We start from the raw sequence: 20,541 nt of genomic DNA on the forward strand, positions 1-20,541 counted from the left end.
CGCCAATGCTCCGCAGTGGCTCCCTCCTCCGCCTTGCGATGCACGCACCCCAACGCCGCGGCCTGATCCGACAAGATCCACAAGACGCGCCCTAGAAGACCGGCCGGCCCTCCCGGACCAGGCGCCAGGACTCGGTGAAGAAGTCCGCCGGGTCGATGACGCCCTTCTCCTTCACCCAGGTGATCATCGCGTTGCGGATCTCGTCCGAGTTGGCCCACACCAGCTGGGCCGCCGCGACGTGCGGGAAGTTGCCGCCGCCGTTGGCGCGGTAGTTGTTGACCGCGAGGACGAACCGGGCGTTGGGGTCGATCGGCCGGCCCTCGAAGGACAGGCCGACGATCCGCGAGCCGACCGGCTGGGCGATGTCGATGTCGTACGAGACGCCGTACACCGCGTCGTAGTTGTAGTCCGGGGTGTTCTGCGCGTTGGTCAGCGTGGCCCGGTCGACCGGCGCGCCCGGGGCGAGCTGCGCGTAGTACTTCGCCGAGAACTCCAGGTAGTCCTTGATCTGGGCACCCGTCAGGATGCGGGCCTCCAGGGTGTTCTCGTAGATGTACAGGCCGGCCGCGTCGCGCAGCTTGACCTGGCCGGCCGGGATCCGCGCGGTGCGGTTGAACGGCGCGGCCTGGGCGAGCACCGGCAGCCCGGCGTACTGGCCGCCGGCCAGCGCGGCGCGCACCACGTCGGCCTGGACCCGGCCGATGAGGTCGATGATCGGGGTGTCCCGGAACGGCGCCTCGGCGATGGACAGCTCGGTCCTGGCGGTGCCGATGACCTGGTTGACGTAGGCGACGACCTTCTTGTGCTGGTCGCTCATCAGGCCGACGATCTCCGGGTCCTCGGGGACGGTGTTGGAGTTCAGCACCCGGGAGGAGAGCGAGACGACCTTCCACGCGCCCCTGTCGAACTCGACCTCGAAGTCGAAGCAGGTCAGGCGCTGGCCCCAGCACAGCGGCTCGGAGAGCACGACCGTCTTCCCGGTCTCCTTGTTGACGACCAGGCGCTGGGCGATCTCCTTGTGCGCGTGGCCCACCAGGACGGCGTCGATGCCCGGCACCTGCTCGGCCAGCGCCACCGAGGCGTTCTCCGGCCAGGGCAGCTGGTCGCCGTAGGAGGTGGCCTCGTCCGTGCCGGAGTGGCAGGCGACCACGACGACGTCCGCGCCGGCCGCCCTGACCTTCGGCACCCAGGTCCGCGCGGTCTCGACGATGCCGGGGAAGGTCATCTTCCCGGCGACGTTGGCCTTGTCCCAGATCGCGATGCCCGGGTTGGTCAGGCCGACGATGCCGACCTTGAGGGCCGGGCCGTTGCCCAGCTTCAGCTTGCGGATCACGTACGGCGGGAAGGCCGGCCGGTCGTTGCGGGCGTGCAGCGCGTTGGCGCCCAGCAGCGGGAAGTCCAGCTGCTCCTCGTAGGCGCGCAGGGTGTCGATGCCGTAGTTGAACTCGTGGTTGCCGAGCGCGGCGGCGGTGTACTCCATGGTGTTCATGGCGAGCGCCATCGGGTGCTCGGGCGCGGTGTCGGCCTCGGTGGCGATCGGCTCGACGCGGGCGTAGTAGTACGTCAGCTGGGTGCCCTGGATGGTGTCACCGGCGTCGATGAGCAGGCAGCGGTCCCAGCCCCTCTCCTCGCGGACCTGCTTGGCGAGCGTGGAGATCTTGGCGAGGCCGACCTCGTTGTGCGCCTTGTCGGCGTAGACCGTGTCGGTGAAGTAGTCCCAGTTGAGCACCCGGCCGTGCAGGTCGGTGGTGCCCATCACGGTGAAGGCCTGACGCTTGGTCCGGCCCTTGGCGCGGGCCTCGTCCGGCCCGGCCGCCGCGGCGGGGGAGGCGGCGGCGAGGGAGGCCCCGCTCACGAGGGCGGCGCCGGCGGCGGTGGCGGCGGACCGGGTGACGAAGTCACGGCGGTTCAGGGACATGGGGCGACTCTCCCGTTGGGACTGCGGAACGGACCTCGGTGACGCGCGTAGAAGTACGCGCGTAGAAGTGTGCCCGCGCGGTCACCCCGATGGGTAGCCCCCAGACCTTTCCGGCAGATGAGATCTTGGCGACTCGTTCATGACGCGAGCGGGCAGGCGCGGTACTCCGCACCTGCCCGCTCGGGTGGCGGGATCTAGATGTACCCCTCACGAACCGCGTGGGCGACCGCGTGCGCCCGGTTGCGCAGCTGGAGACGGGTCGTCAGGCCGTGCAGCACGTTCTTGACGGTCCGCTCCGAGTAGGACAGCCGGGCCGCGATCTCCCCGGTGTCCCACCCCTCCGCGACCAGCCGCAGCACGTCCGACTCCCGCTCCGACAGGCCCGCCGGAGCCTGCCCCGGCATGCCCTGCACGGACCGCTGGAGGCGGCCCACCTGGGCGATCAGCCGCCCCTGCAGATCCGCCGGCAGGTCGCCCTCGCCCCGGGCCGCGGCCAGCACCGCGCGCCCCAGCCGCTCCGGCGTCGCCTCCCGGCGCCACAGGATCGCCGCGACGCCGCACTCGACGGCCTCCATCAGCTCGCTCTCGCGCAGCCGCTCGACCACCAGCACCACCCGCTGGCCGCCGCCGCGCACCAGCCGGCGCAGCGCCGCCGTCGCGGCCGCGTCGGCGGACTCGGCGACCAGCACCGTGACCGTGCCCGGCGTGGCCGCCCCCGCGGGGTCCACGACGGCGATCCCCGGGAAGCGGCGCAGCTGCGCCTCCGCACCCGCCCGGGAGAGCGGGTCGGCGGCCTGGACGGCGACCGGCACCGTCGAGGTGCGGGCCGCCGCGGCGGCGACCGGCCGCCCGGCCCCCGCCGTGGTGCGCGCCGCCACGGCGGCGGACACCGGCGGATGAGTGGCCGCCACCGCGGCCGTGCCCGACACGTGCCCGGTCCCGGCGACCGCACGGGACGCCACCGGACGCTGCGGCGGGACCGTGCGCGCGGCGGGCGCCGAAGCCCGGACCGCCGTACCACGGCGGTCGTACTCGGTGTGCAGAACAGTCAAATCTGGCCCCCTCCTGGGAGAAGCCGGCCCGGCCACCCGGCGGACCCCGAACCTCAGGGCTGTGCGCCCCACCCGGGACGGCCGGCCGTTTCGACGGCGATCCGGGAGCGCTGCCCGTGCCCCGGAAACTGCCACCATGCTTCCCGCCCGGGCAGGTCCCCGGCCATCGTGGTCCACCACGAGATCGGGCCCGCCGGGCAGTCCCCGCCGATCGACGGGGGCAACGCCCGGGCCGCCCCCTGGGGTCCTACGGGTGATGGACCTGCCCTCGCGGCAACCGGAATCGGCCCGTCCGGGCCGAACCGCGGGAACCCACGGGTCCACCGGGGTCCATCGCGTCACGGCGAGAACCGGACTCACCGGTAACGCGTGGTTGGCACGTCAAGCCGTTTACCCGGTACAACGGCGGATACTGCCCGATCGGACACCGGCAGGCGGCCGGGAAGGGCAGAAGGGGAGAGAGGGGAAACCGGGGATGAGCACCACCACGTCCACCCACCTCGTGGAACGCGAACCGGAGCTCCGGCAGATCGCCGACCGGGCCGACGCCGCCCGCCACGGGACCGGCCACGTCCTGCTGATCACCGGCGCCACCGGCACCGGCCGCACCGCGCTGCTCGCCGAAGCCGCCCGCCGCGCCGCCGCCGACGGCACCACCGTGCTGCGCGCCCGCTGCTCCGCCGAGGAGACCGCCACCCCCTACGCGGCCGCCCGCCAGCTCTTCGACACCGGCCCCACCCCCGCCGGCCCCTACGGCCGCACCCCCGCCGGCCCCGCCCCCGCCGCCCACCCCGCCGGCGCCACCGACCCCGACACCGCCGAGGCCACCCTCTGGTCCCTGCTGCGCCTGCACGGCACCCACCACCCGCTGCTGCTCGCCCTCGACGACATCCACCTCGCCGACGAGCCCTCCCGCCGCTGGCTGCGCCAGGTCGCCCGCCGCATCGACCGGCTGCCCGCCCTGCTGATCGCCACCGAACACCGCCAGGCCACCCTCGACACCCCGCCCGGCCGCTTCACCCGCGACCTCACCCCCGACCTCGCCACCACCCTGCGCCTCGCCCCGCTCGGCACCCCCGCCGCCGTCCGGATCGCCCGCCGCCACCTCGGATCCGACGCGCCCCCCGGCCTCGCCGCCGACTGCGCCCGCGCCAGCGGCGGCAACCCGCTGCTGCTCACCGCCCTGCTCGCCGACCTCACGGCGGCCGGGACCGACGCCATCTCCGCCGCCATCCCCACGGCCGCCCCGGCCCAGGTGCAGCCCCCGGCCCACTCGACGGTCCACCCGACGATCCACCCCACCGAACTGCCCGCCGCCCTGCCCGAGCGCTGCGGCGCCCTGCCCGGCGGCGCCTTCGCCGAAGCCGTCGACGCCTGGCTGCACGGCGCCGGCCACCGCGCCGTCACCGCCGCCCGCGTCCTCGCCCGGATGCGCGAACACCCCGCCGCCGACACCGCCCCCGCCCCCGGAACCCCGACCCTCGACCCCGTCCCGCTGCTCGCCGAACTCACCGCCGCCGACCCAGGCCGGCTCGCCGGCTGGCTCGCCCACCTCACCCTCCACCGCCTGCTCGACGCCCCCGGCCCCGGCCACTGGCCCCGCTTCGCCCACCCCCTGCTCGCCGACGCCGTCCTCACCGGCCACGCCCCCGGCCACCGGGCCGAAGTCCACCTCGCCGCCGCCGAACACCTCCACCGCACCGGCGCCCCCGACGAAACCGTCGCCGGCCACCTCCTGCTCACCCCCGCCCCCACCCCCCGCTGGGCCGCCGACACCCTGCGCCGCGCCGCCCGCCGGGCCGCCGAGGACGACCACCCCGCCGACGCCGCCGCCCTGCTGCGCCGCGTCCTCGCCGAACCCCTCACCGACCGCCAGCGCGGCCTGCTGCTCACCGAACTCGGCAGCCTCGAAGTCACCCTCGGCCCCGCCGAACGCACCGTCGGCCTGCGCCACCTCGCCGAAGCCGTCCACCTCCAGCAGACCGACGAAGGCGTCTTCCGCGCCGCCAACACCCTCGGCGCCGTCCTCGCCACCCGCGGCGACACCGCCGCCGCCCTCGAACTCATGGACGAGCTCGCCCACCGCTTCGCCGATCAGGAGGACGTCCTCCACGCCGTCCAGGCCGCCACCGCCCAGATCGCCGCCCACGACGGCCGCAGCTGGCTCCAGGTCGTCGAAGGCGTCCAACGCCTCGCCACCCGCACCCCCCACCGCCTCGCCCCGCCCGCCTTCTCCCTGCTCACCGAATTCGACGCCACCAGCGGACTGCTCTCCGCCGCCGAGGTCGCCGAACGCGTCCGCGAACTCCACGACGCCCCCGTCGACCCGCTCTGCCGCTCCTACCTCCTGGTCTCCCTCGCCACCCTCTCCCAATGGGCCGACCTCCTCGACCAGGCCGACGAGATCGTCGCCCGCGGCTTCGCCGACTACCGCGGCGGCCCCCTCGACCCCGGCTACCAGTGCCTGCTCAGCGTCCGCGCCGAAACCAGGATCATGCGCGGCGAGTACCAGGCCCTGCTCGACGACTACGCCCTCACCGCCCCCGCGGCGCCCACCACCAAACCCCCCGTCCCCGCCCTCCAACCCACCCCCTGGGGATCGCCCCAACTGCCCCGCACCCGCACCTGGGGCGCCCCCGGCCGCCCCAACACCGCCACCGGCCCGTCCTGGTGGACCGCCGCCACCCCCGCCGACGACACCGCCCCCGGCCGCTACGCCGAACTCCTCGGCCAGCAGAACGCCCACCTCGTCGCCCAGAGCGTCATCGCCCTCGTCGAGACCGGCCGGCTCTGGCAGGCCCACGGCCTCGCCCGCGCCGTCGCCGCCGACCGCGCCCAGGACTCCTGGGAATGGAACGAGTACCTCTACGCCCGCGGCCTGCTCCGACTCGCCTCCGGCGAACCCGCCGAAGCCCTCACCGACCTCCTCGAATGCGGCCGCCGCCAGAGCGAACGCCAGGTCCGCAGCCCCATCGTCACCCCCTGGCGCTCCATCGCCGCCGAATGCCACCTCCAACTCGGCGAACCCGGCCCCGCCGTCACCCTCGCCGAGGAGGAACTGCGGCTCGCCCGCGTCTGGGGCACCCCCCGCACCGTCGGCCGCGCCCTGCGCGCCCTCGCCGCCGCCACCGGCGGCCGCCACGGCCTCGACCTCGCCGCCGAGGCCGTCGACCTGCTGCGCACCGCCGAGATCGACACCGAACTCATCCCCGCCCTCATCACCTTCGGCCGCCTGCTCGGCGACGGCGGCCGGCGCGGCGCCGCCCGCCGCGCCCTGCGCGAGGCCGCCGGCCGCGCCGAACGCCTAGGCGCAGTTCGCCACCGGGCCGCCGCCATGGAGTCGCTGCGCGCCTCCGGCGCCCGCAACGCCCGCGCCGACCACGCCGGCGCCGAGGCGCTCACCGACAGCGAACTGCGCATCTGCCGCCTCGCCGCCGCCGGGCACTCCAACGCCGAGATCGCCGCCATGCTCCACCTCGCGGTCCGCACGGTGGAGACCCACCTCACCAACAGCTTCCGCAAACTGGGCGTGCGCCGCCGGGTCGAACTGCCCGGTGCCCTGGAGGCATGACGAAGCCGGCCCCGGTCGGAGGGACCGGGGCCGGCCGGGTGCTCCGGTGCGGGCCGTCAGGACGCCGGGACCAGGGCCGCCATCTCGTCCACCGCCCGGGCCAGTTCGGCCGCCGGATCGGCGCCGTCCGGCACCCACGGCTGCCAGGTCAGCGCCCGCAGGTAGCCGTCCACCGCCAGCGGCAGCCGCCGCTGCACGATCGGCTCGGTGGTCGGCCCCGGACCGGCCGTGCGCAGCCGCACCAGCAGCCCCGGCACGTTCGCCGACGCCGGCAGCGGCGCCGAACCGACGAACGACGCCAGCTCCTCCAGCTGCGGCCACAGCCGCGGGGGGAGGACGGGCGGGACCTCCTCGCCCCCGAGCCGCCCGACCGGCTCGACCGGGTTGGCCGGGTTGACCGGCTCGACCGGGCCGTCCGGCGGCGGCTTCCGCCACAGGGTCACCGTCGCGACGTACGACCCCGCCGCGATCAGCAGCCACATCGCCGGCGGCGCCTGGAGGACGTAGGCCGTCGCCCCCGTGGCCACACCCGCTCCTCCGGCGACGGAGAAGCGGGTGGAGGTCAGGTAGGCCCAGAACCGGTTGCCGGACCCGCCGCCACCATTACTGGTAGCCACGGATCTCCTCGAACGCCCCGTCCAGCGAGCCCGTCCCGTCGAACAGCTTGCCGCCGGTCAGGTCCGCGATCCCCTGCAACTGCCCCTTCGCCGCGTCACCGAACAGGATCGGGAACACCGGCACCGACTTCCGCTCCGCCGGCAGCCCGTCGTAGAAGGCCCGGAAGTCCTTGTCCGACGCCCCCTCGTTGCTCTCCCCGTCCGTCATCAGCACGATCGAGGTGAAACGGTCGTCCTTCGCCGCCGACTGCTGGCGCTCGATCACCCGGTACGCCTCCTGCAACGAGGAGTACACCGCCGTCCCGCCGTCCGCCGCCAGCGACTGCACGTCGCCGTCGATCGCCTTCAACTCCTGCTGCGCGCCCGCACCGGACGGCACCGAGTGGGTCTTGGTCGACTTCACCTTCGACGCGAACGAGATCAGCGTGACCTCCTCGCGGTCCCGGAACCGCCGCACCCCCCGGGTGTCGTCCGTGCCCGTCAGCCGCCCCATCGCCGTCTTCAACGACGACAGCCGCGACCCGGCCATCGAGCCCGAGGTGTCCAGCACGTACACCGTCCGCGAAGGCCGGCGCAGCTCGTTCTGGTACGTGGACAGCAGGCCGTCCGCCACCGTCCTGGTGCCCGGGAACGGCAGCTCGCGCAGCCGGTCCTTCGGCAGCCCCGCCGCCGGCACCGACCCGGGCGTGACCGGCCGGCGCAGCGTCAGGTCCGAGATCCGCTTCTGCACGTCCTCCTTCAACAGGTAGGCGGTCAGCCGCTGGAACGACTCGCGCTCCCGCTGCTGCGACGAACTCAGCAGGGTCAGCGGGTAGTTCGCCGAGATCACGCCGTCGGTCGGACGGACCACGGTGAGCTGCTGCTCGGGCGTCAGCGTCTTGTTCAACGACAGCAGCACCGACTCGTAGTTCACCAGCGCCCCGACCGAACCCTGCTCGGCCCTGGTGTACGCCTGGGCCAGCCAGCCCGACGAGCCCGAGGTCAGCTTCTGCCCGGCGAAGAACTGCTTCAGCTGCGGCGTCGCCTTCTGCACGTCCGCCTCGGTCAGCGCCGAGGTCGCCCCCGAGAACGCCGAGGCCACCGCCACCAGCGCGGAGAAGCCCGAGTTCGACCGCGACGGGTCCGCCATCCCGTACGCCAGCTTCCCGGACGTCGCGGCCTCCGCCAGATTGCCCCAGGTCACCTTCGAACCGTCGCCCCACGCGAGGTCGTTGAGCACCGAGGAGCGGATGCCGAAGGCGACCGGGGAGGCCATCACCGGCGTCTCGGACAGCAGCTTCGACTTGCTCCCCTCGTCCAGGTGCAGATACTGGTTCGACGGGAACCAGATCGCGTCGTACTTCCCGTCCGCCTTGCCCGAGGACACCGCGTCCGCCCCGTCCAGCGACCCCGTCCAGGCGAACTGCACGGTCACCCCGGTGGCCTTCTGGGCCTCCTCCAGCACCGGCGCCATGTCCTGGAGTTCACTGCCGGCCAGCACCCGCAGCACCCCCGCCTGCGCGCTCGGCGCCGGCGGGTCGCTCGGCTTCGGCGGGGCCGGCGCGGGCGAGGACGTGCACGCCGTCACCGTCGCCACCAGCAGGGCCAACCCGAGGGCCAGGCCCCGAACACCGTTCTTGCGCATCCTGCTCGCTCCCGTCCCCATGTCCCCCGTCACTGCTTCTTCGCCGCCTGGACCAGGCTCTTCATGATCTCGGCGGTCGGTACCGTGGCCTTGTTGACGTTCGCCGCCTGCAGATCGGTGGCGAACGCGAACTTCGGGTTGCTCTGTGCGGCGTTGACGCTCTGCACCTGCTTCGTGAACGCCTCCGCGCCGGCCACGCCGCCCAGCGGCCGGAAGCCGTACTTGACCTCCAGCTCCCGCAGCTTCGCGTCGTCGGCCAGCGCCTCCCCGAGCTTGCGCCCGTTGTCGGTGAAGCCGACGAGCGTGTGGTCGGAGGTGATGGTGGTGTCCGGGTAGAGCACCACCATGTCGTCCGGGGCCGTCTTCTTCATGACCAGGTCGAGCGCCTGCGACTCGTAGGCGAGGACCAGCGGGCGGCCGTTTCCGGAGACGAAGTCCAGGAAGGGCTCCTCGGTGGAGCTCTTCATGATCCCCTGCTTGGTGACCGCGGCCTTCAGCGCCGGACCGATGGAGCCCACGGTCGCCTGGTCCGTCACCACCTGGTGGTTGTTCAGCAGGTAGGCGAGCATCGCGACGTAGAGCGTCCCGGACGAGGACGTGTCGGGATTGGTGGTGGTCAGGAAGATGTCCCCGGCGAGAGCGTTGGGCCGGTTCTCCGCGGTGAGCTGCTCCCAGGTCCGGTTGGCGGAGACCGCCTTGAGGAACTCGTCCATCGCGAACGTCCAGACGCCGTTCTCGGCCTTCTTCGCCAGGTTGTTGCCCTTGAGGACGGCGGCGACGTCCGAGTGGGTGACGATCACCAGCGGCGAGTAGAACGGCCGGGGCGGCGTCCCGGTCAGCTGGTTCTGCCGGGCGATCTCGTCGGCCGGCAGCTGGCTCGCCGGGAAGACGAAGTCCGCCGAGCCCTTCCCGACGTCGTTCATCTGCCAGGAGCCGGCGCTCTGCACGCTGACCTCAAGCCCCCTCTTGGCCAGCGCGGCCTTGACCTCGGGATCCGCGAAGAACGGGCCCTTCTCCGATCCGATGACGCCGGTGATCTTGACCACGGACTGCTCCGGGTCCTTCTTGAACAGGTTCACGGCCGTGAACACCAGGCCGGCGGCCACCAGTAGTGCCACCACGACCCCGAACGCACCACGCTTCATGCCGGACGTTTCCCCCTCGTCGGAACCACTTCCGGGCCCCGGCATCGCACCGGGATGACGAGCGTCCCGCCGCGCCGCGAGCGGCGGCGGAAGTGACGGTGAACCAGGGGTGAACACACCTTCACGGAATCGCATCAGGGAACGGGCGCCGACGACTCCGGGGAACCTCTCGCACACCGGTCCGACGTTGTGTCAGATTGTTCAACTCTCCTTACGGCAACGGCCATCCTCTTGTCCGGACCCGCATCGTCGTTACGCGCCGGTAATGCCTACTCTCAGCAGTATGCGCCGAGCAAAAATCGTCTGTACCCTCGGGCCCGCCACCGACACCTACGACCAGATCAAGTCCCTGGTCGACGCCGGGATGGACATCGCCCGACTCAATCTGAGCCACGGCTCCCACATCGAGCACGAGGAGCGCTACCGCCGGGTCCGCAAGGCCTCGGACGAGACCGGCCGCAGCGTCGGCGTTCTCGTCGACCTTCAAGGCCCGAAGATCCGCCTCGGCACCTTCGCCGAGGGTCCCGTACTTCTCGAACGCGGCGACGAGTTCACCATCTCCACCGACAATGGCGTCGAGGGAGACCAGAACGGCTGCGGCACCACCTACCCCGGGCTCGCCGGGGACGTCACCGCCGGCGAGCGGATCCTCGTCGACGACGGGCGGGTCACCCTGGAGGTCGTCGGGGTGGACGGGCCGCGGGTCCGCTGCGTCGTCGTCGAGGGCGGCCTGGTCTCCGACCACAAGGGCCTCAACCTCCCCGGCGTCGCCGTCTCGGTGCCCGCGCTCAGCGAGAAGGACATCGCCGACCTGCGCTGGGCCCTGCGGGCCGGGGCGGACCTGGTCGCGCTCTCCTTCGTCCGCAGCGGGCGGGACGTCGAGGACGTCCACCGGGTGATGGACGAGGAGGGGCGCCGGGTCCCGGTCATCGCCAAGGTCGAGAAGCCGCAGGCGGTGCAGAACCTCGACTCCATCGTGGACCGCTTCGACGGGGTCATGGTGGCCCGCGGCGACCTCGGGGTGGAGATGCCGCTGGAGCAGGTGCCGATGGTCCAGAAGCGGGCCGTCAAGCTCGCCCGGCGGAACGCCAAGCCGGTCATCGTGGCGACCCAGATGCTCGACTCGATGATCAACTCCTCCCGGCCCACCCGCGCCGAGGCCTCCGACGTCGCCAACGCCGTCCTCGACGGCACCGACGCGGTGATGCTCTCCGGCGAGACCTCGGTCGGGAAGTACCCGTCCGAGACGGTCCGCACGATGGGCCGGATCATCGAGGCCGCCGAGCAGGACATCCTCTCCGCCGGCCTGCCCACGCTCATCCCGGGCACCAAGCCCCGCACCCAGGGCGGCGCCGTCGCCCGCGCGGCCGCGGAGATCGGCGACTTCCTGCACGCCAAGTACCTGGTCGCCTTCACCCAGTCCGGCGACACCGCCCGCCGGCTGACCCGCTACCGCTCGCCGATCCCCGTCCTCGCCTTCACCTACGAACCGGCCGTCCGCAGCCAACTCGCCCTCACCTGGGGCGTGGAGACCTTCCTCGGCCCGTTCGCGCCCACCACTGACGAGATGGTCGAGCAGGTCGACGCCGCCCTGCTCTCCCTCGGCCGCTGCCAGAAGGGCGACATCGTCGTCATCACCGCCGGCTCCCCACCCGGCCTCACCGGCTCCACCAACCTCGTCCGCGTCCACCACGTCGGCACCCTGGACAACTGACCTCGTACCAGCGGCGCGGCGCCTCCTCGGGGCCGCGCCGCTGTCAGTGCTTGGGCCCGATGTGGGCGTCCATGAGGGATACGGACTCCTTGCGGGCGACGGAGATGTTGACCTGGCCGGTCGGCCGGGGGATCGAGGCCTTCCACTGCACGCCGACGGCGTCGAGCGTGTCGGTGAAGAGGCGGATGATGTCGGTCGAGGTGTTGGTGAAGAAGTAGCGCGGGTACTCGTAGCGCTTCTGGGCGCCGCCGACCGTGCGGGTGGTCCAGTTGGTGATGCGGCAGCCGTCGGAGTGGATCAGGCCGCGGAGGAACTCCCAGGGGTGGGCGTCGACGATCTCCTGCTGCCATGGCTCCAGGGCTATGGTGCGCTCGTGCTTCTTGCCGGGGCCGTGCTGGGGGAAGTAGCAGTACAGGTGCTGTGAGTAGAGCTTGACCACGTAGCAGCCGGGCCGCCGGACTCGGCAGGGCCGGTTGCGCGGCATCACCTGGCGCATGGCCCGGTCGACGGCGTCGATGACGCCGGGCCACTTGGCGTCGCAGCTGATGAAGAGGCTGGCGGTGCGGTGTTGTTCCGGCCAGGTGATGTGGCCGTCACCGAGGTAGAGGCCGAGGAGGTAGGCGTAGGCGGGAGGGTCGAGTGTGTCGCCGAAGCAGTGGACGCAGGTGGAGCGTTTCCGGCCGGGGAGCTCGCTGTGCTTGGCGCGGTCCTGGTGCTTCCACCAGGAGACGGTGCCGGGCGGAACGCCGAACCGGCGGGCCACCTCGGTGTTGCGCATGCCTCCGCGAAGGAGGTGGACGGCTTGTTCGCGCACGGAATTCGTGGTCATGCGCGCCAGCCTCTGCGGGAGGCGCGGACCGTCGCAGGGCCTTTGCTGAAGGCCACTCGATGTGATGAACTTCCCACTGCCTGGGAATATGAGGAAATTCTTGTGCCGAGTGTGGGATTCGAACCCACACGCCCTTTCAGGCAATCGCTTTTGAGGCGATCGTGTCTGCCCTTCCACCAACCCGGCTAGTCGCGCCCGTGAAGGATACCCTGCGCGCATCGTTCGGCGCAGCTAGGTACCCTCGTGCATGCAGTACCCCGCCGGAACGAGGAGCCCCGTGAGCACCGCCGACGAGCAGGCAGAGCCGCTTGAGACCGATTCGCCCCAGATCACCCGGATTGTGATCGCCGAGGACGAGGCGCTGATCCGTCTCGATCTGAAGGAGATGCTGGAGGAGGAGGGGTACACCGTCGTCGGGGAGGCCGGGGACGGCGCTACGGCGGTCCGGCTGGTGCAGGAGCTGAAGCCGGATCTGGCGATCCTGGACGTGAAGATGCCGGTGCTGGACGGGCTGTCGGCGGCCGAGCAGATCCATGAGCAGCACCTGGCGCCGGTCCTGATGCTGACCGCGTTCTCGCAGCGGGAGCTGGTGGACCGGGCGCGGGACGCGGGGGCGATGGCGTACATCGTCAAGCCGTTCTCCAAGAGCGACCTGGTGCCCGCGATCGAGATGGCGGTGTCCCGGTACACGGAGATGCGGACGCTGGAGGAGGAGATCGCGGATCTCACCCAGCGGCTGGAGACCCGGAAGCTGGTGGACCGGGCGAAGAGCGTGCTGCAGACCAAGTTCGGGCTGAACGAGCCGGCCGCGTTCCGGTGGATCCAGAAGACGTCGATGGACCGCCGGATGACGATGGCGGCGGTGGCCGAGGCGGTCATCGAGGAGGGCGCCGCGCAGGACCGCAAGAAGGCCGAGGAGGCCGAGGGTCCCGCGGAGTAGCGGACGAGGAAGGGCCCGGCGGTGCGCCGGGCCCTTCCTCGTGGAGCGGGGCGGGTCAGTCCTCGCCGAGGTAGGCCTTGCGGACGGACTCGTCGTGCAGGAGGTCGGCGCCGGTGCCCTGGAGGACGATGGAGCCGGTCTCCATGACGTAGCCGCGGTCGGAGAGGGAGAGCGCGGCCTGGGCGTTCTGCTCGACCAGCAGGATGGTGGTGCCGTCGGCCTTGAGCTCGACGATGGTCGCCATGATCTTCTGCATCATCAGCGGCGAGAGGCCCATCGAGGGCTCGTCGAGCATCAGCAGCTTGGGGCGGGACATCAGGGCCCGGCCCATGGCGAGCATCTGCTGTTCGCCGCCGGAGAGCGTGCCGGCGGCCTGCTTGCGGCGTTCGCCGAGGATGGGGAAGAGGCCGTAGGCCCGTTCGACGTCCTTGGCGATGCCGTCGGTGTCGCTGCGCAGGAAGGCGCCGAGGAGGAGGTTCTCCTCGATGGTCATGCGCGGGAAGATGTGCCGGCCCTCGGGGGAGTGGGCGAGGCCGAGGGCGACGATCCGGTGGGCGGGGACGGTGTTGATCGGCTGCCCGTCGAAGGTGACGGTTCCGGCGGTGGGCTTGAGCAGGCCGGAGAGGGTGCGCAGGGTGGTGGTCTTGCCGGCGCCGTTGGTGCCGATCAGGGTGGTGACCTCGCCCTGGTTGACGGTGAAGCTGATGCCCTTGACGGCCTCGATCTTGCCGTAGGCGACGCGGAGGTCCTGGACCTCGAGGAGTACGGTCACTGGTCGGTCTCCGTAACGGGGGCGGTGCCTTCGAGCGCGGTGCCTTCGAGCGGGGCGCCGAGGTAGGCGGTGATGACGCGTTCGTCGTTCTGGACGGTCTCGCGGTCGCCCTCGACGATCTTCTGGCCCTGGACGAGCACGGCGGTGCGGTCGCAGAGGTTGAAGATGAACCGCATGTCGTGCTCGATGACGAGGACGGAGACGCCCCGGTCGCGGATGGCGAAGACGAGTTCCTCGGCGGCCCGGGTCTCCTGCGGGTTCATGCCGGCGGTGGGCTCGTCGAGGAGCAGCAGGCCGGGGTCGGAGGCGAGGGCACGGGCGATCTCCAGCTTGCGCTGCTCGCCGTAGGGCAGGTTGCGGGCGAGGTGGTCGGCCTTGCCGGCGAGGCCGGTGAACTCCAGGAGTTCCATGGCCTTCTCGCGGCTCTCGGCCTCGGAGCGGCGGTAGCCGGGGCTGCGCAGGACGGCGGAGAGCAGGCCCTGGCGCATCCGGCTGTGCCGGCCGACCTGGACGTTCTCGAGGACGGTCATGTTGGCGAAGAGCCGGATGTTCTGGAAGGTGCGGGCGATGCCGGCCTGGGTGACCAGGTGGGGCTTGGGGGGCAGGACGGTGCCCCGGTAGGTGACGGTGCCCTCGGTGGGGACGTAGAGGCCGGTGAGGCAGTTGAAGAAGGTGGTCTTGCCGGCGCCGTTGGGGCCGATGAGGCCGATGATCTCGCCGTGGCCGACGGTGAGCGAGACGTTGTTGACGGCGGTGAGGCCGCCGAAGCGCATGGTGACGCCGGAGACGTCGAGCAGGGGTGCGGCGGGGCCGGGGGCGGCGTCGGCGGGTGCGGGGGCGTTGGCGGTGGTCATCTGGGGGTCACGCCCCTGCCTTGGTGAGGGCGACGCCGTCGCCGGTGGGCTGTGCGGGGATGGCGGCCTCGTGGAACTCCAGCTGCCGGCGCCGGTTGGGGATGAGGCCCTCGGGGCGCACGCGCATGAGGACGATGAGGGCGATGCCGAAGGCGAGCAGTTGGTAGTCGGCGAGGAATTCCAGCTTCTTCGGGATGAGGAAGAGGAGGGTGGCGCCGGCCAGCGGGCCGCTGATGGTGCCCATGCCGCCGAGGATGACGGCGGCGAGCAGGAAGGCGGAGTTGGGCGGGAGGGCCTCGGCGAAGGTGTACTGGTCGGGGGTGACGGTGTAGCTGACGTGGGCCTGGACGGTGCCGGCGAGGCCGGCGAGGCAGGCGCCGAGGGCGAAGGCGAGGAGCTTGAGGCGGAAGCCGTTGATGCCCATGGCCTCGGCGGCGGTCTCGTCCTCGCGGATGGCGACCCAGGCGCGGCCGATGCGGGAGTTGCCGACGCGGGCGAAGACCAGCACGACCAGGGCGGTGACGAGGAGCATCAGCAGGTAGTAGTTGGAGAACCGGCCGAGTTCGACGCCGAAGACGGTGGTGGGCTTGCCGAGGTCCCAGCCGAGGATGGTGAGGTCGGGGATGCGGGGGATGCCGTTGGAGCCGTTGGTGACCTTGGGGCCGGTGGTGCCGTTGAGGTTGAGCATGGTGATGCGGAAGATCTCGCCGAAGCCGAGGGTGACGATGGCGAGGTAGTCGCCGCGCAGTCGCAGGGTGGGGGCGCCGATGACGACGCCGAAGACCATGGAGACGACGGCGCCGGTGAGCACGGCGGCCCAGAACGGGAACTGGACGTGGATCGGCGAGGCGGGGGAGCCGGAGACCAGGGCGGCGCTGTAGGCGCCGACGCCGAGGAAGGCGACGTAGCCGAGGTCGAGCAGGCCGGCGAGGCCCACGACGATGTTGAGGCCGAGGGCGACGGTGGCGAAGATCAGGATGTTGGTGGCGACCGAGGTGTACTGGTCGCTGGTCTGGGTGAAGGGGAAGCTGGCGGCGGCGGCGAAGGCGGCGCCGGTGGTGACGGCCTGGTACTTGACGGTGAGCGCGCGCAGCCGGGCGATCAGGCCGGAGCGGCCGAGTGCGGCGATCACGGCGGCGGCGAGCAGCAGGTAGCCGGTGAAGAGTTCGCCGTACTCGGTGTCGATGCCGAAGGTGATGGCGAACAGGCCGATGGCGAAGGCGACCACGATGAGGCCGACCTCGGCCCAGGACGGCAGCTCGCGCGGGGTGGGCAGCGCGCGTTGGACGTTGCCGAGCCGCAGCCAGGTGTTGGCGAGGTGGCCGAGCTGGACGAGCAGGACGGCGCCGGTCGCGATGGCGAGGCCGCCGGCGAGCGCGGTGAGGACGGGGGCGACCGGCTTGTCCTCGGGGATCGCGTGGGTGGCGAACCAGACGACGGGGGCGACCGGGACGAGCACGAAGAGCCGTCGGTCGAGGATGCGCAGCGGGACGGCGGTGCGCCGGTCGAGCGGCAGGCCGAGGGCGCCGGCGACGGCGAGCAGGGAGCCGGCGGCGAGGCCCCAGCCGCCGGGTTCGAGGTGGGCGAGGCCGCCGAGGTCGGTGGCGATGGAGAGGACGGAGAACCAGCCGACGGCGAGGGCGCCGGTGGCGGCGAACAGGACGGCGTTGTGGCTGTGGCGGGGGGCGGCCCAGCGCAGGCCGGGGACGCCCTGGGTGGCGAGCAGCAGCAGGAGGGTGACGAGTCCCGCGGTGAGGGCGAGCCACTGGAGTCCGGCGGGGGAGCCGTAGTAGGTGAGGTCGCCCGGGAAGTCGGGGGTCCAGGTCCAGGGCATCAGGGCGGAGCCGGCGACGGCGAGGGCGCCGAGGCCGGTGAGGAGGGCGGCGGTGCGGCCGGGGAGGGGGATGACCGGGGTGGTTTCGGTGCTGTTGGTGGTCATGGTGCTCACGCCCTGTCCGCGACGCGCTCGCCGAGCAGGCCCTGGGGCCGGACGAGCAGGACGACGATGAGGAGTACGAAGGCCCAGACGTCCTTCCAGGCGCCGCCTCCGAAGAGGTCCATGCCGGGGAGGTTCTGGATGTAGCCGGTGGCGAGGGCTTCGGCGAGGCCGAGGGTGATGCCGCCGAGCATGGCGCCGTAGATGTTGCCGATGCCGCCGAGGACGGCGGCGGTGAAGGCCTTGAGGCCGAGCAGGAAGCCCATCCGGAAGTCGACCTGGCCGCTGCGCAGGCCGTAGGCGACGGCGGCGACGGCGGCGAAGGCGGCGCCGATGGCGAAGGCCATGACGATGATCCGGTCGGTGTCGATGCCCATGAGCTTGGCGGTGTCGGGGTCCTGGCTGGTGGCCTGCATGGCGCGGCCGGAGCGGGTGCGGGTGACGAACCAGCCGAGGGCGATCATGCAGAGCGGCGCGGCGATGATCAGGAAGAGGTCGCTGCGCTGGATGGCGACGGAGCCGATCTCGAAGGGGTCGCCGGGGATCTTCGGGAAGACCCGGGCCTTCTTGGCGTCCGGGTAGAAGGCGAAGACCAGTTGCTGCAGGGCGATGGACAGGCCGATCGCGGTGATCAGCGGGGCGAGCCGGGGGGCCGTGCGCAGGGGCCGGTAGGCGAAGCGCTCGGCGGCGACGGCGGTGAGGGTGGAGACCAGGATGCCGGCGATCAGCATCAGCGGTAGGGCCAGCCACAGGGTGGTGCCGCCGGGGAGGGCGAGGTAGGCGGTCAGGGCGCCGAAGCCGCCGACCATGACGATCTCGCCGTGGGCGAAGTTGATGAGCTGGACGATGCCGTAGACCATCGTGTAGCCGATCGCGACGAGCCCGTAGAGGGCTCCGAGGATCAGGCCGTTGGCCAGCTGCTGCGGTAGGTCGTGCACCGCTGGGCCTCCGTTGTGCGTGTGGGTGTCCGCGTGGGTGGTGGATGTGGGTGCGCGCGGGGGTGCTCGTGGCTTCCCCCGCGCGCTGACTCCGGTGTGCTGTGGTGCGCCTGACGATGGGTCAGGGGGCGGTTCAGCCGTTGAAGGTGCCGGACTTCTCCACGGCCCACTTGCCGTCCTTGACGGTGTAGACGGTGAGCTGCTTGTTGGTGGTGTCGCCGAACTCGTCGAAGGAGACCTTGCCGGTGACGCCTTCGAAGGTGACCTTCTGGACGGCCTCGACGGTCTTGGCGCGGGCGTCGGCGGGGATCTTCCCGCCGTTGGCGGCGGCGACGGCCTTGACGCCCTGGATGATGGCCCAGGCGCTGTCGTAGGAGTAGCCGCCGTAGGTCTCGTAGGCGTCCTTGAAGCCGGCGGCCTTGTAGTCGGTGATGAACTTGGCCGCGGTGGGCAGCTGCTCGACGGGCAGGCCGACGGCGGTGGCGAGGTCGCCCTGGCCCTTGGGGTTGAGCTTGATGAAGTCGCCGCTCTGGATGCCGTCGCCGCCCATCAGCGGGATGGTGACGCCGGCGTCCTTGAGCTGGAGGGAGAGCGGGCCGGCCGCGGGGTACTCGCCGCCGTAGTAGACGGCGTCGGCGCCGGAGGACTTGACCTTGGTGACGACGGCGGCGAAGTCGCGGTCGTCGGGGTTGACGTGCTCCTCGCCGGCGATCTGGCCGCCGTTCTTGAGGAACTGGCCCTTGAAGGTGGCGGCGAGGCCGGCGCCGTAGGTCTTCTGGTCGTCGATGATGAAGACCTTGGTCTTCTTGGCGTCCTTGACCAGGTAGTCGGCGGCGAAGGGGCCCTGGACGGCGTCGGTGGTGGCGGTGCGGAAGTAGGTCTTGAACGGCCGGGACTTCTCGCCGCTGGCCCACTTCTCGCCCTGGCTGAGGGCGACGCCGGTGTTGGCGGGGGAGATCTGGACGAGCTTGGCGTCGTTGAAGATCTGCTGCATGGACTGGGCGACGCTGGAGTTGAGCGGGCCGACGACGCCGATGACGTCCTTGTCGCCGACCAGCTGGGTGGCGTTCTGCTGGCCCGGTCCGGGCTTGCCGGTGTCGTCGAGGGCCTTGATCTCGAACTTGACGCCGGGGACCTCGTTCTTCTCGTTGGCCTGCTTGACGGCGAGTTCCACGGAGTTGCGGATGCCGAGGCCGAGGGCGGAGAGGTCGCCGGTGAGCGGGGCGTCGACGCCGATGACGACGGTGGTCCCGCCGCCGCTCTTGCCGCTGTCCCCGGACTTCTTGTCGTCGCGGGAACCGCACGCGGTGAGGGTGAGGGCGCCGATCACGGCAATGCTCACGACAACTGCTGAACGATGACGCACGAGGGTCCCCTTCGGTTCAGGAGGGCGCCGCGCCTGAACGGCGGGAGCCTGGATGCGCGGTGGGCCTGGCCCATTCCGGTGGCGCGGTGACTGGCCGTGACTCTAGATGCCGGTCGGCGGCTCGGGCAGTGGTGCGGCGAGGCTGTGATTCTCTTGTTATGAGCACACAGAGAAGTCGTCTCAGCATGTGGTCGTTCCGGTCCGATCGATCCGTTGGTGCCGGGGGTTCCGTTCCCAACTCGCCCTATGTAAGGCGTAGAAGGGCAGGTGACTCCTGGCCTCGCCGATAATCGGACGGCGTCGTCCGGGGTGTTGGCACCGGTCGTGAGCGTCCGAATATCGGACGACGACCGGGCCGACAGGCTGCTTTCGCCTGGTTCGACCCCCCGAGACTGTCTGTTGCTTGGATGTCCTACTTGTTACGCAGTGTTACATCGCCCGAAATGCCCGGACATGCCGCCGCCCCCTTGTCCAGACCAACGACTGCCCAGGGCGGTCGAAGGTCAAACAAGGGGGCGGGCAAGGGATTTGACGATGAATCGGGTCAGAGGTCGCGCAGCATGCAGGTGAGGCGGCAGCTGGTGACCCGCTTGCCGGTGTCGTCGGTGATCGCGATCTCGTAGGTGGCGGCGGTGCGGCCCTTGAAGACCGCGGTCGCCACGCCGGTGACCAGGCCGGAGGTGGCCGAGCGGTGGTGGGTGGCGTTCAGGTCCACGCCCACCGCGTACCGGCCCGGGCCGGCGTGCAGCATCGCGCCGACCGAGCCCAGCGTCTCGGCCAGCGCCGCCGAGGCGCCGCCGTGCAGCAGGCCGTACGGCTGCTGGTTGCCGTCCACCGGCATGGTGCCGACCACCCGGTCGCCGGAGGCCTCGACGATCCGGATGCCCAGCTTCTCGCCGAGCCGCCCGCCGGAGAAGGTGCCCGGGTCCACGCCGAGCCGGGCGAAGTGCTCCAGCATCTCCGGCGAGACGTCGAGGAGGGGGGCCTGGGCGGCGCCGCCCGGGGTCGCGCCGGGGAAGGTGCCGGGGGAGGCGGTGGGGGAGGTGGTGGCTGCGTCGGGGGCCGGATCGGTCATGGGGGAGCTCCTGCCGCTCGGGGGTCACGTCGTCGTGCTGCCTGTGATCGTACGACCGTCCTACTCGGCGGTAGAGGCGGTGACGGGAGGAAGCGGGTGTGGCGCCCGGGGCGTGAGCGCACCGGAGGGGCGCCCGCCCCCGGCGTGCCCCTTTTGTCGGTGCCGGGCCCTAGGATCGGTGGCCGGTAGT

Annotated in this window: 15 protein-coding genes and 1 tRNA gene; 3 read left to right on the forward strand and 13 right to left on the reverse strand. The window is 71.8% G+C overall.

Features of this window, described 5'->3' with window-relative positions:
• Nucleotides 1-91 precede the first annotated feature (91 nt).
• Nucleotides 92-1,918: a bifunctional metallophosphatase/5'-nucleotidase gene (locus tag ACFZBX_RS20735; RefSeq protein WP_391535224.1), complete on the reverse strand. Its 1,827-nt coding sequence runs from the start codon at nucleotides 1,916-1,918 to the stop codon at nucleotides 92-94.
• A 194-nt stretch (nucleotides 1,919-2,112) separates the two neighbouring features.
• Nucleotides 2,113-2,808: a LuxR C-terminal-related transcriptional regulator gene (locus ACFZBX_RS20740; protein WP_391535375.1), complete on the reverse strand. Its 696-nt coding sequence runs from the start codon at nucleotides 2,806-2,808 to the stop codon at nucleotides 2,113-2,115.
• A gap of 637 nt (nucleotides 2,809-3,445) precedes the next feature.
• Between ACFZBX_RS20740 and ACFZBX_RS20745 the strand changes: the two genes are divergently transcribed.
• Nucleotides 3,446-6,541 (forward strand): AAA family ATPase, encoded by a 3,096-nt coding sequence (locus ACFZBX_RS20745; protein ID WP_391535225.1) that lies wholly within the window; start codon nucleotides 3,446-3,448, stop codon nucleotides 6,539-6,541.
• 56 nt (nucleotides 6,542-6,597) lie between these two features.
• On the opposite strand, the gene ACFZBX_RS20750 is transcribed toward ACFZBX_RS20745, so the two are convergent.
• Genes ACFZBX_RS20750 through ACFZBX_RS20760 form a run of 3 tightly spaced genes read right to left on the reverse strand, consistent with a single transcriptional unit; the run spans nucleotide 6,598 to nucleotide 9,927 of the window.
• Nucleotides 6,598-7,158 (reverse strand): hypothetical protein, encoded by a 561-nt coding sequence (locus tag ACFZBX_RS20750; protein ID WP_391535226.1) that lies wholly within the window; start codon nucleotides 7,156-7,158, stop codon nucleotides 6,598-6,600.
• Nucleotides 7,145-8,782: a substrate-binding domain-containing protein gene (locus tag ACFZBX_RS20755; protein ID WP_391535227.1), complete on the reverse strand. Its 1,638-nt coding sequence runs from the start codon at nucleotides 8,780-8,782 to the stop codon at nucleotides 7,145-7,147. Before ACFZBX_RS20755 ends, ACFZBX_RS20750 begins: the two co-directional genes overlap by 14 nt.
• A 29-nt stretch (nucleotides 8,783-8,811) precedes the next feature.
• Entirely contained in the window at nucleotides 8,812-9,927 is a 1,116-nt protein-coding gene (locus ACFZBX_RS20760; protein ID WP_391535228.1) for a hypothetical protein, read from the reverse strand.
• A 283-nt stretch (nucleotides 9,928-10,210) separates the two neighbouring features.
• Here ACFZBX_RS20760 and pyk point away from each other — a divergent pair, with 283 nt between their 5' ends.
• The gene (pyk, locus tag ACFZBX_RS20765) at nucleotides 10,211-11,641 is read left to right on the forward strand and encodes a pyruvate kinase (RefSeq protein ID WP_391535229.1); all 1,431 of its coding nucleotides are present in this window, start codon (nucleotides 10,211-10,213) and stop codon (nucleotides 11,639-11,641) included.
• Between the two features lie 43 nt (nucleotides 11,642-11,684).
• Here pyk and ACFZBX_RS20770 read toward each other — a convergent pair whose 3' ends face one another.
• Together ACFZBX_RS20770 and ACFZBX_RS20775 are read right to left on the reverse strand one after the other, a co-directional pair.
• The gene (locus ACFZBX_RS20770; RefSeq protein WP_391535230.1) at nucleotides 11,685-12,470 is read right to left on the reverse strand and encodes a transposase; all 786 of its coding nucleotides are present in this window, start codon (nucleotides 12,468-12,470) and stop codon (nucleotides 11,685-11,687) included.
• Between the two features lie 103 nt (nucleotides 12,471-12,573).
• Nucleotides 12,574-12,656, reverse strand: a tRNA-Leu gene (locus ACFZBX_RS20775).
• A 91-nt stretch (nucleotides 12,657-12,747) separates the two neighbouring features.
• On the opposite strand from ACFZBX_RS20775, the gene ACFZBX_RS20780 reads away from it, so the two are divergent.
• On the forward strand, nucleotides 12,748-13,410 hold the full coding sequence (locus tag ACFZBX_RS20780; protein ID WP_380618954.1) for an ANTAR domain-containing response regulator: 663 nt from the start codon (nucleotides 12,748-12,750) through the stop codon (nucleotides 13,408-13,410).
• Nucleotides 13,411-13,465: 55 nt separating this feature from the next.
• On the opposite strand, the gene ACFZBX_RS20785 is transcribed toward ACFZBX_RS20780, so the two are convergent.
• The 6 genes from ACFZBX_RS20785 to ACFZBX_RS20810 form a co-directional block, all read right to left on the reverse strand.
• Nucleotides 13,466-14,182, reverse strand: a complete 717-nt coding sequence (locus ACFZBX_RS20785; RefSeq protein ID WP_391535231.1) for an ABC transporter ATP-binding protein — start codon at nucleotides 14,180-14,182, stop codon at nucleotides 13,466-13,468.
• Nucleotides 14,179-15,036 (reverse strand): ABC transporter ATP-binding protein, encoded by an 858-nt coding sequence (locus tag ACFZBX_RS20790; protein ID WP_391535232.1) that lies wholly within the window; start codon nucleotides 15,034-15,036, stop codon nucleotides 14,179-14,181. Before ACFZBX_RS20790 ends, ACFZBX_RS20785 begins: the two co-directional genes overlap by 4 nt.
• A 7-nt stretch (nucleotides 15,037-15,043) precedes the next feature.
• A complete protein-coding gene (locus ACFZBX_RS20795) occupies nucleotides 15,044-16,975 on the reverse strand; it encodes a branched-chain amino acid ABC transporter permease (RefSeq protein ID WP_391535376.1) in 1,932 nt (643 codons plus the stop codon).
• Nucleotides 16,976-16,980: 5 nt separating this feature from the next.
• Nucleotides 16,981-17,910 carry a branched-chain amino acid ABC transporter permease gene (locus tag ACFZBX_RS20800; RefSeq protein ID WP_344342924.1) on the reverse strand — a complete coding sequence of 310 codons (930 nt, stop codon included), beginning with the start codon at nucleotides 17,908-17,910 and terminating at the stop codon, nucleotides 16,981-16,983.
• 133 nt (nucleotides 17,911-18,043) lie between these two features.
• Nucleotides 18,044-19,276, reverse strand: a complete 1,233-nt coding sequence (locus ACFZBX_RS20805) for a branched-chain amino acid ABC transporter substrate-binding protein (RefSeq protein ID WP_391535233.1) — start codon at nucleotides 19,274-19,276, stop codon at nucleotides 18,044-18,046.
• A gap of 544 nt (nucleotides 19,277-19,820) precedes the next feature.
• Nucleotides 19,821-20,234 (reverse strand): PaaI family thioesterase, encoded by a 414-nt coding sequence (locus ACFZBX_RS20810; protein ID WP_380752151.1) that lies wholly within the window; start codon nucleotides 20,232-20,234, stop codon nucleotides 19,821-19,823.
• Nucleotides 20,235-20,541 lie beyond the last annotated feature (307 nt).

Source organism: Kitasatospora sp. NPDC008115 (genome assembly GCF_042957205.1).
Taxonomy (GTDB): Bacteria; Actinomycetota; Actinomycetes; order Streptomycetales; family Streptomycetaceae; genus Kitasatospora.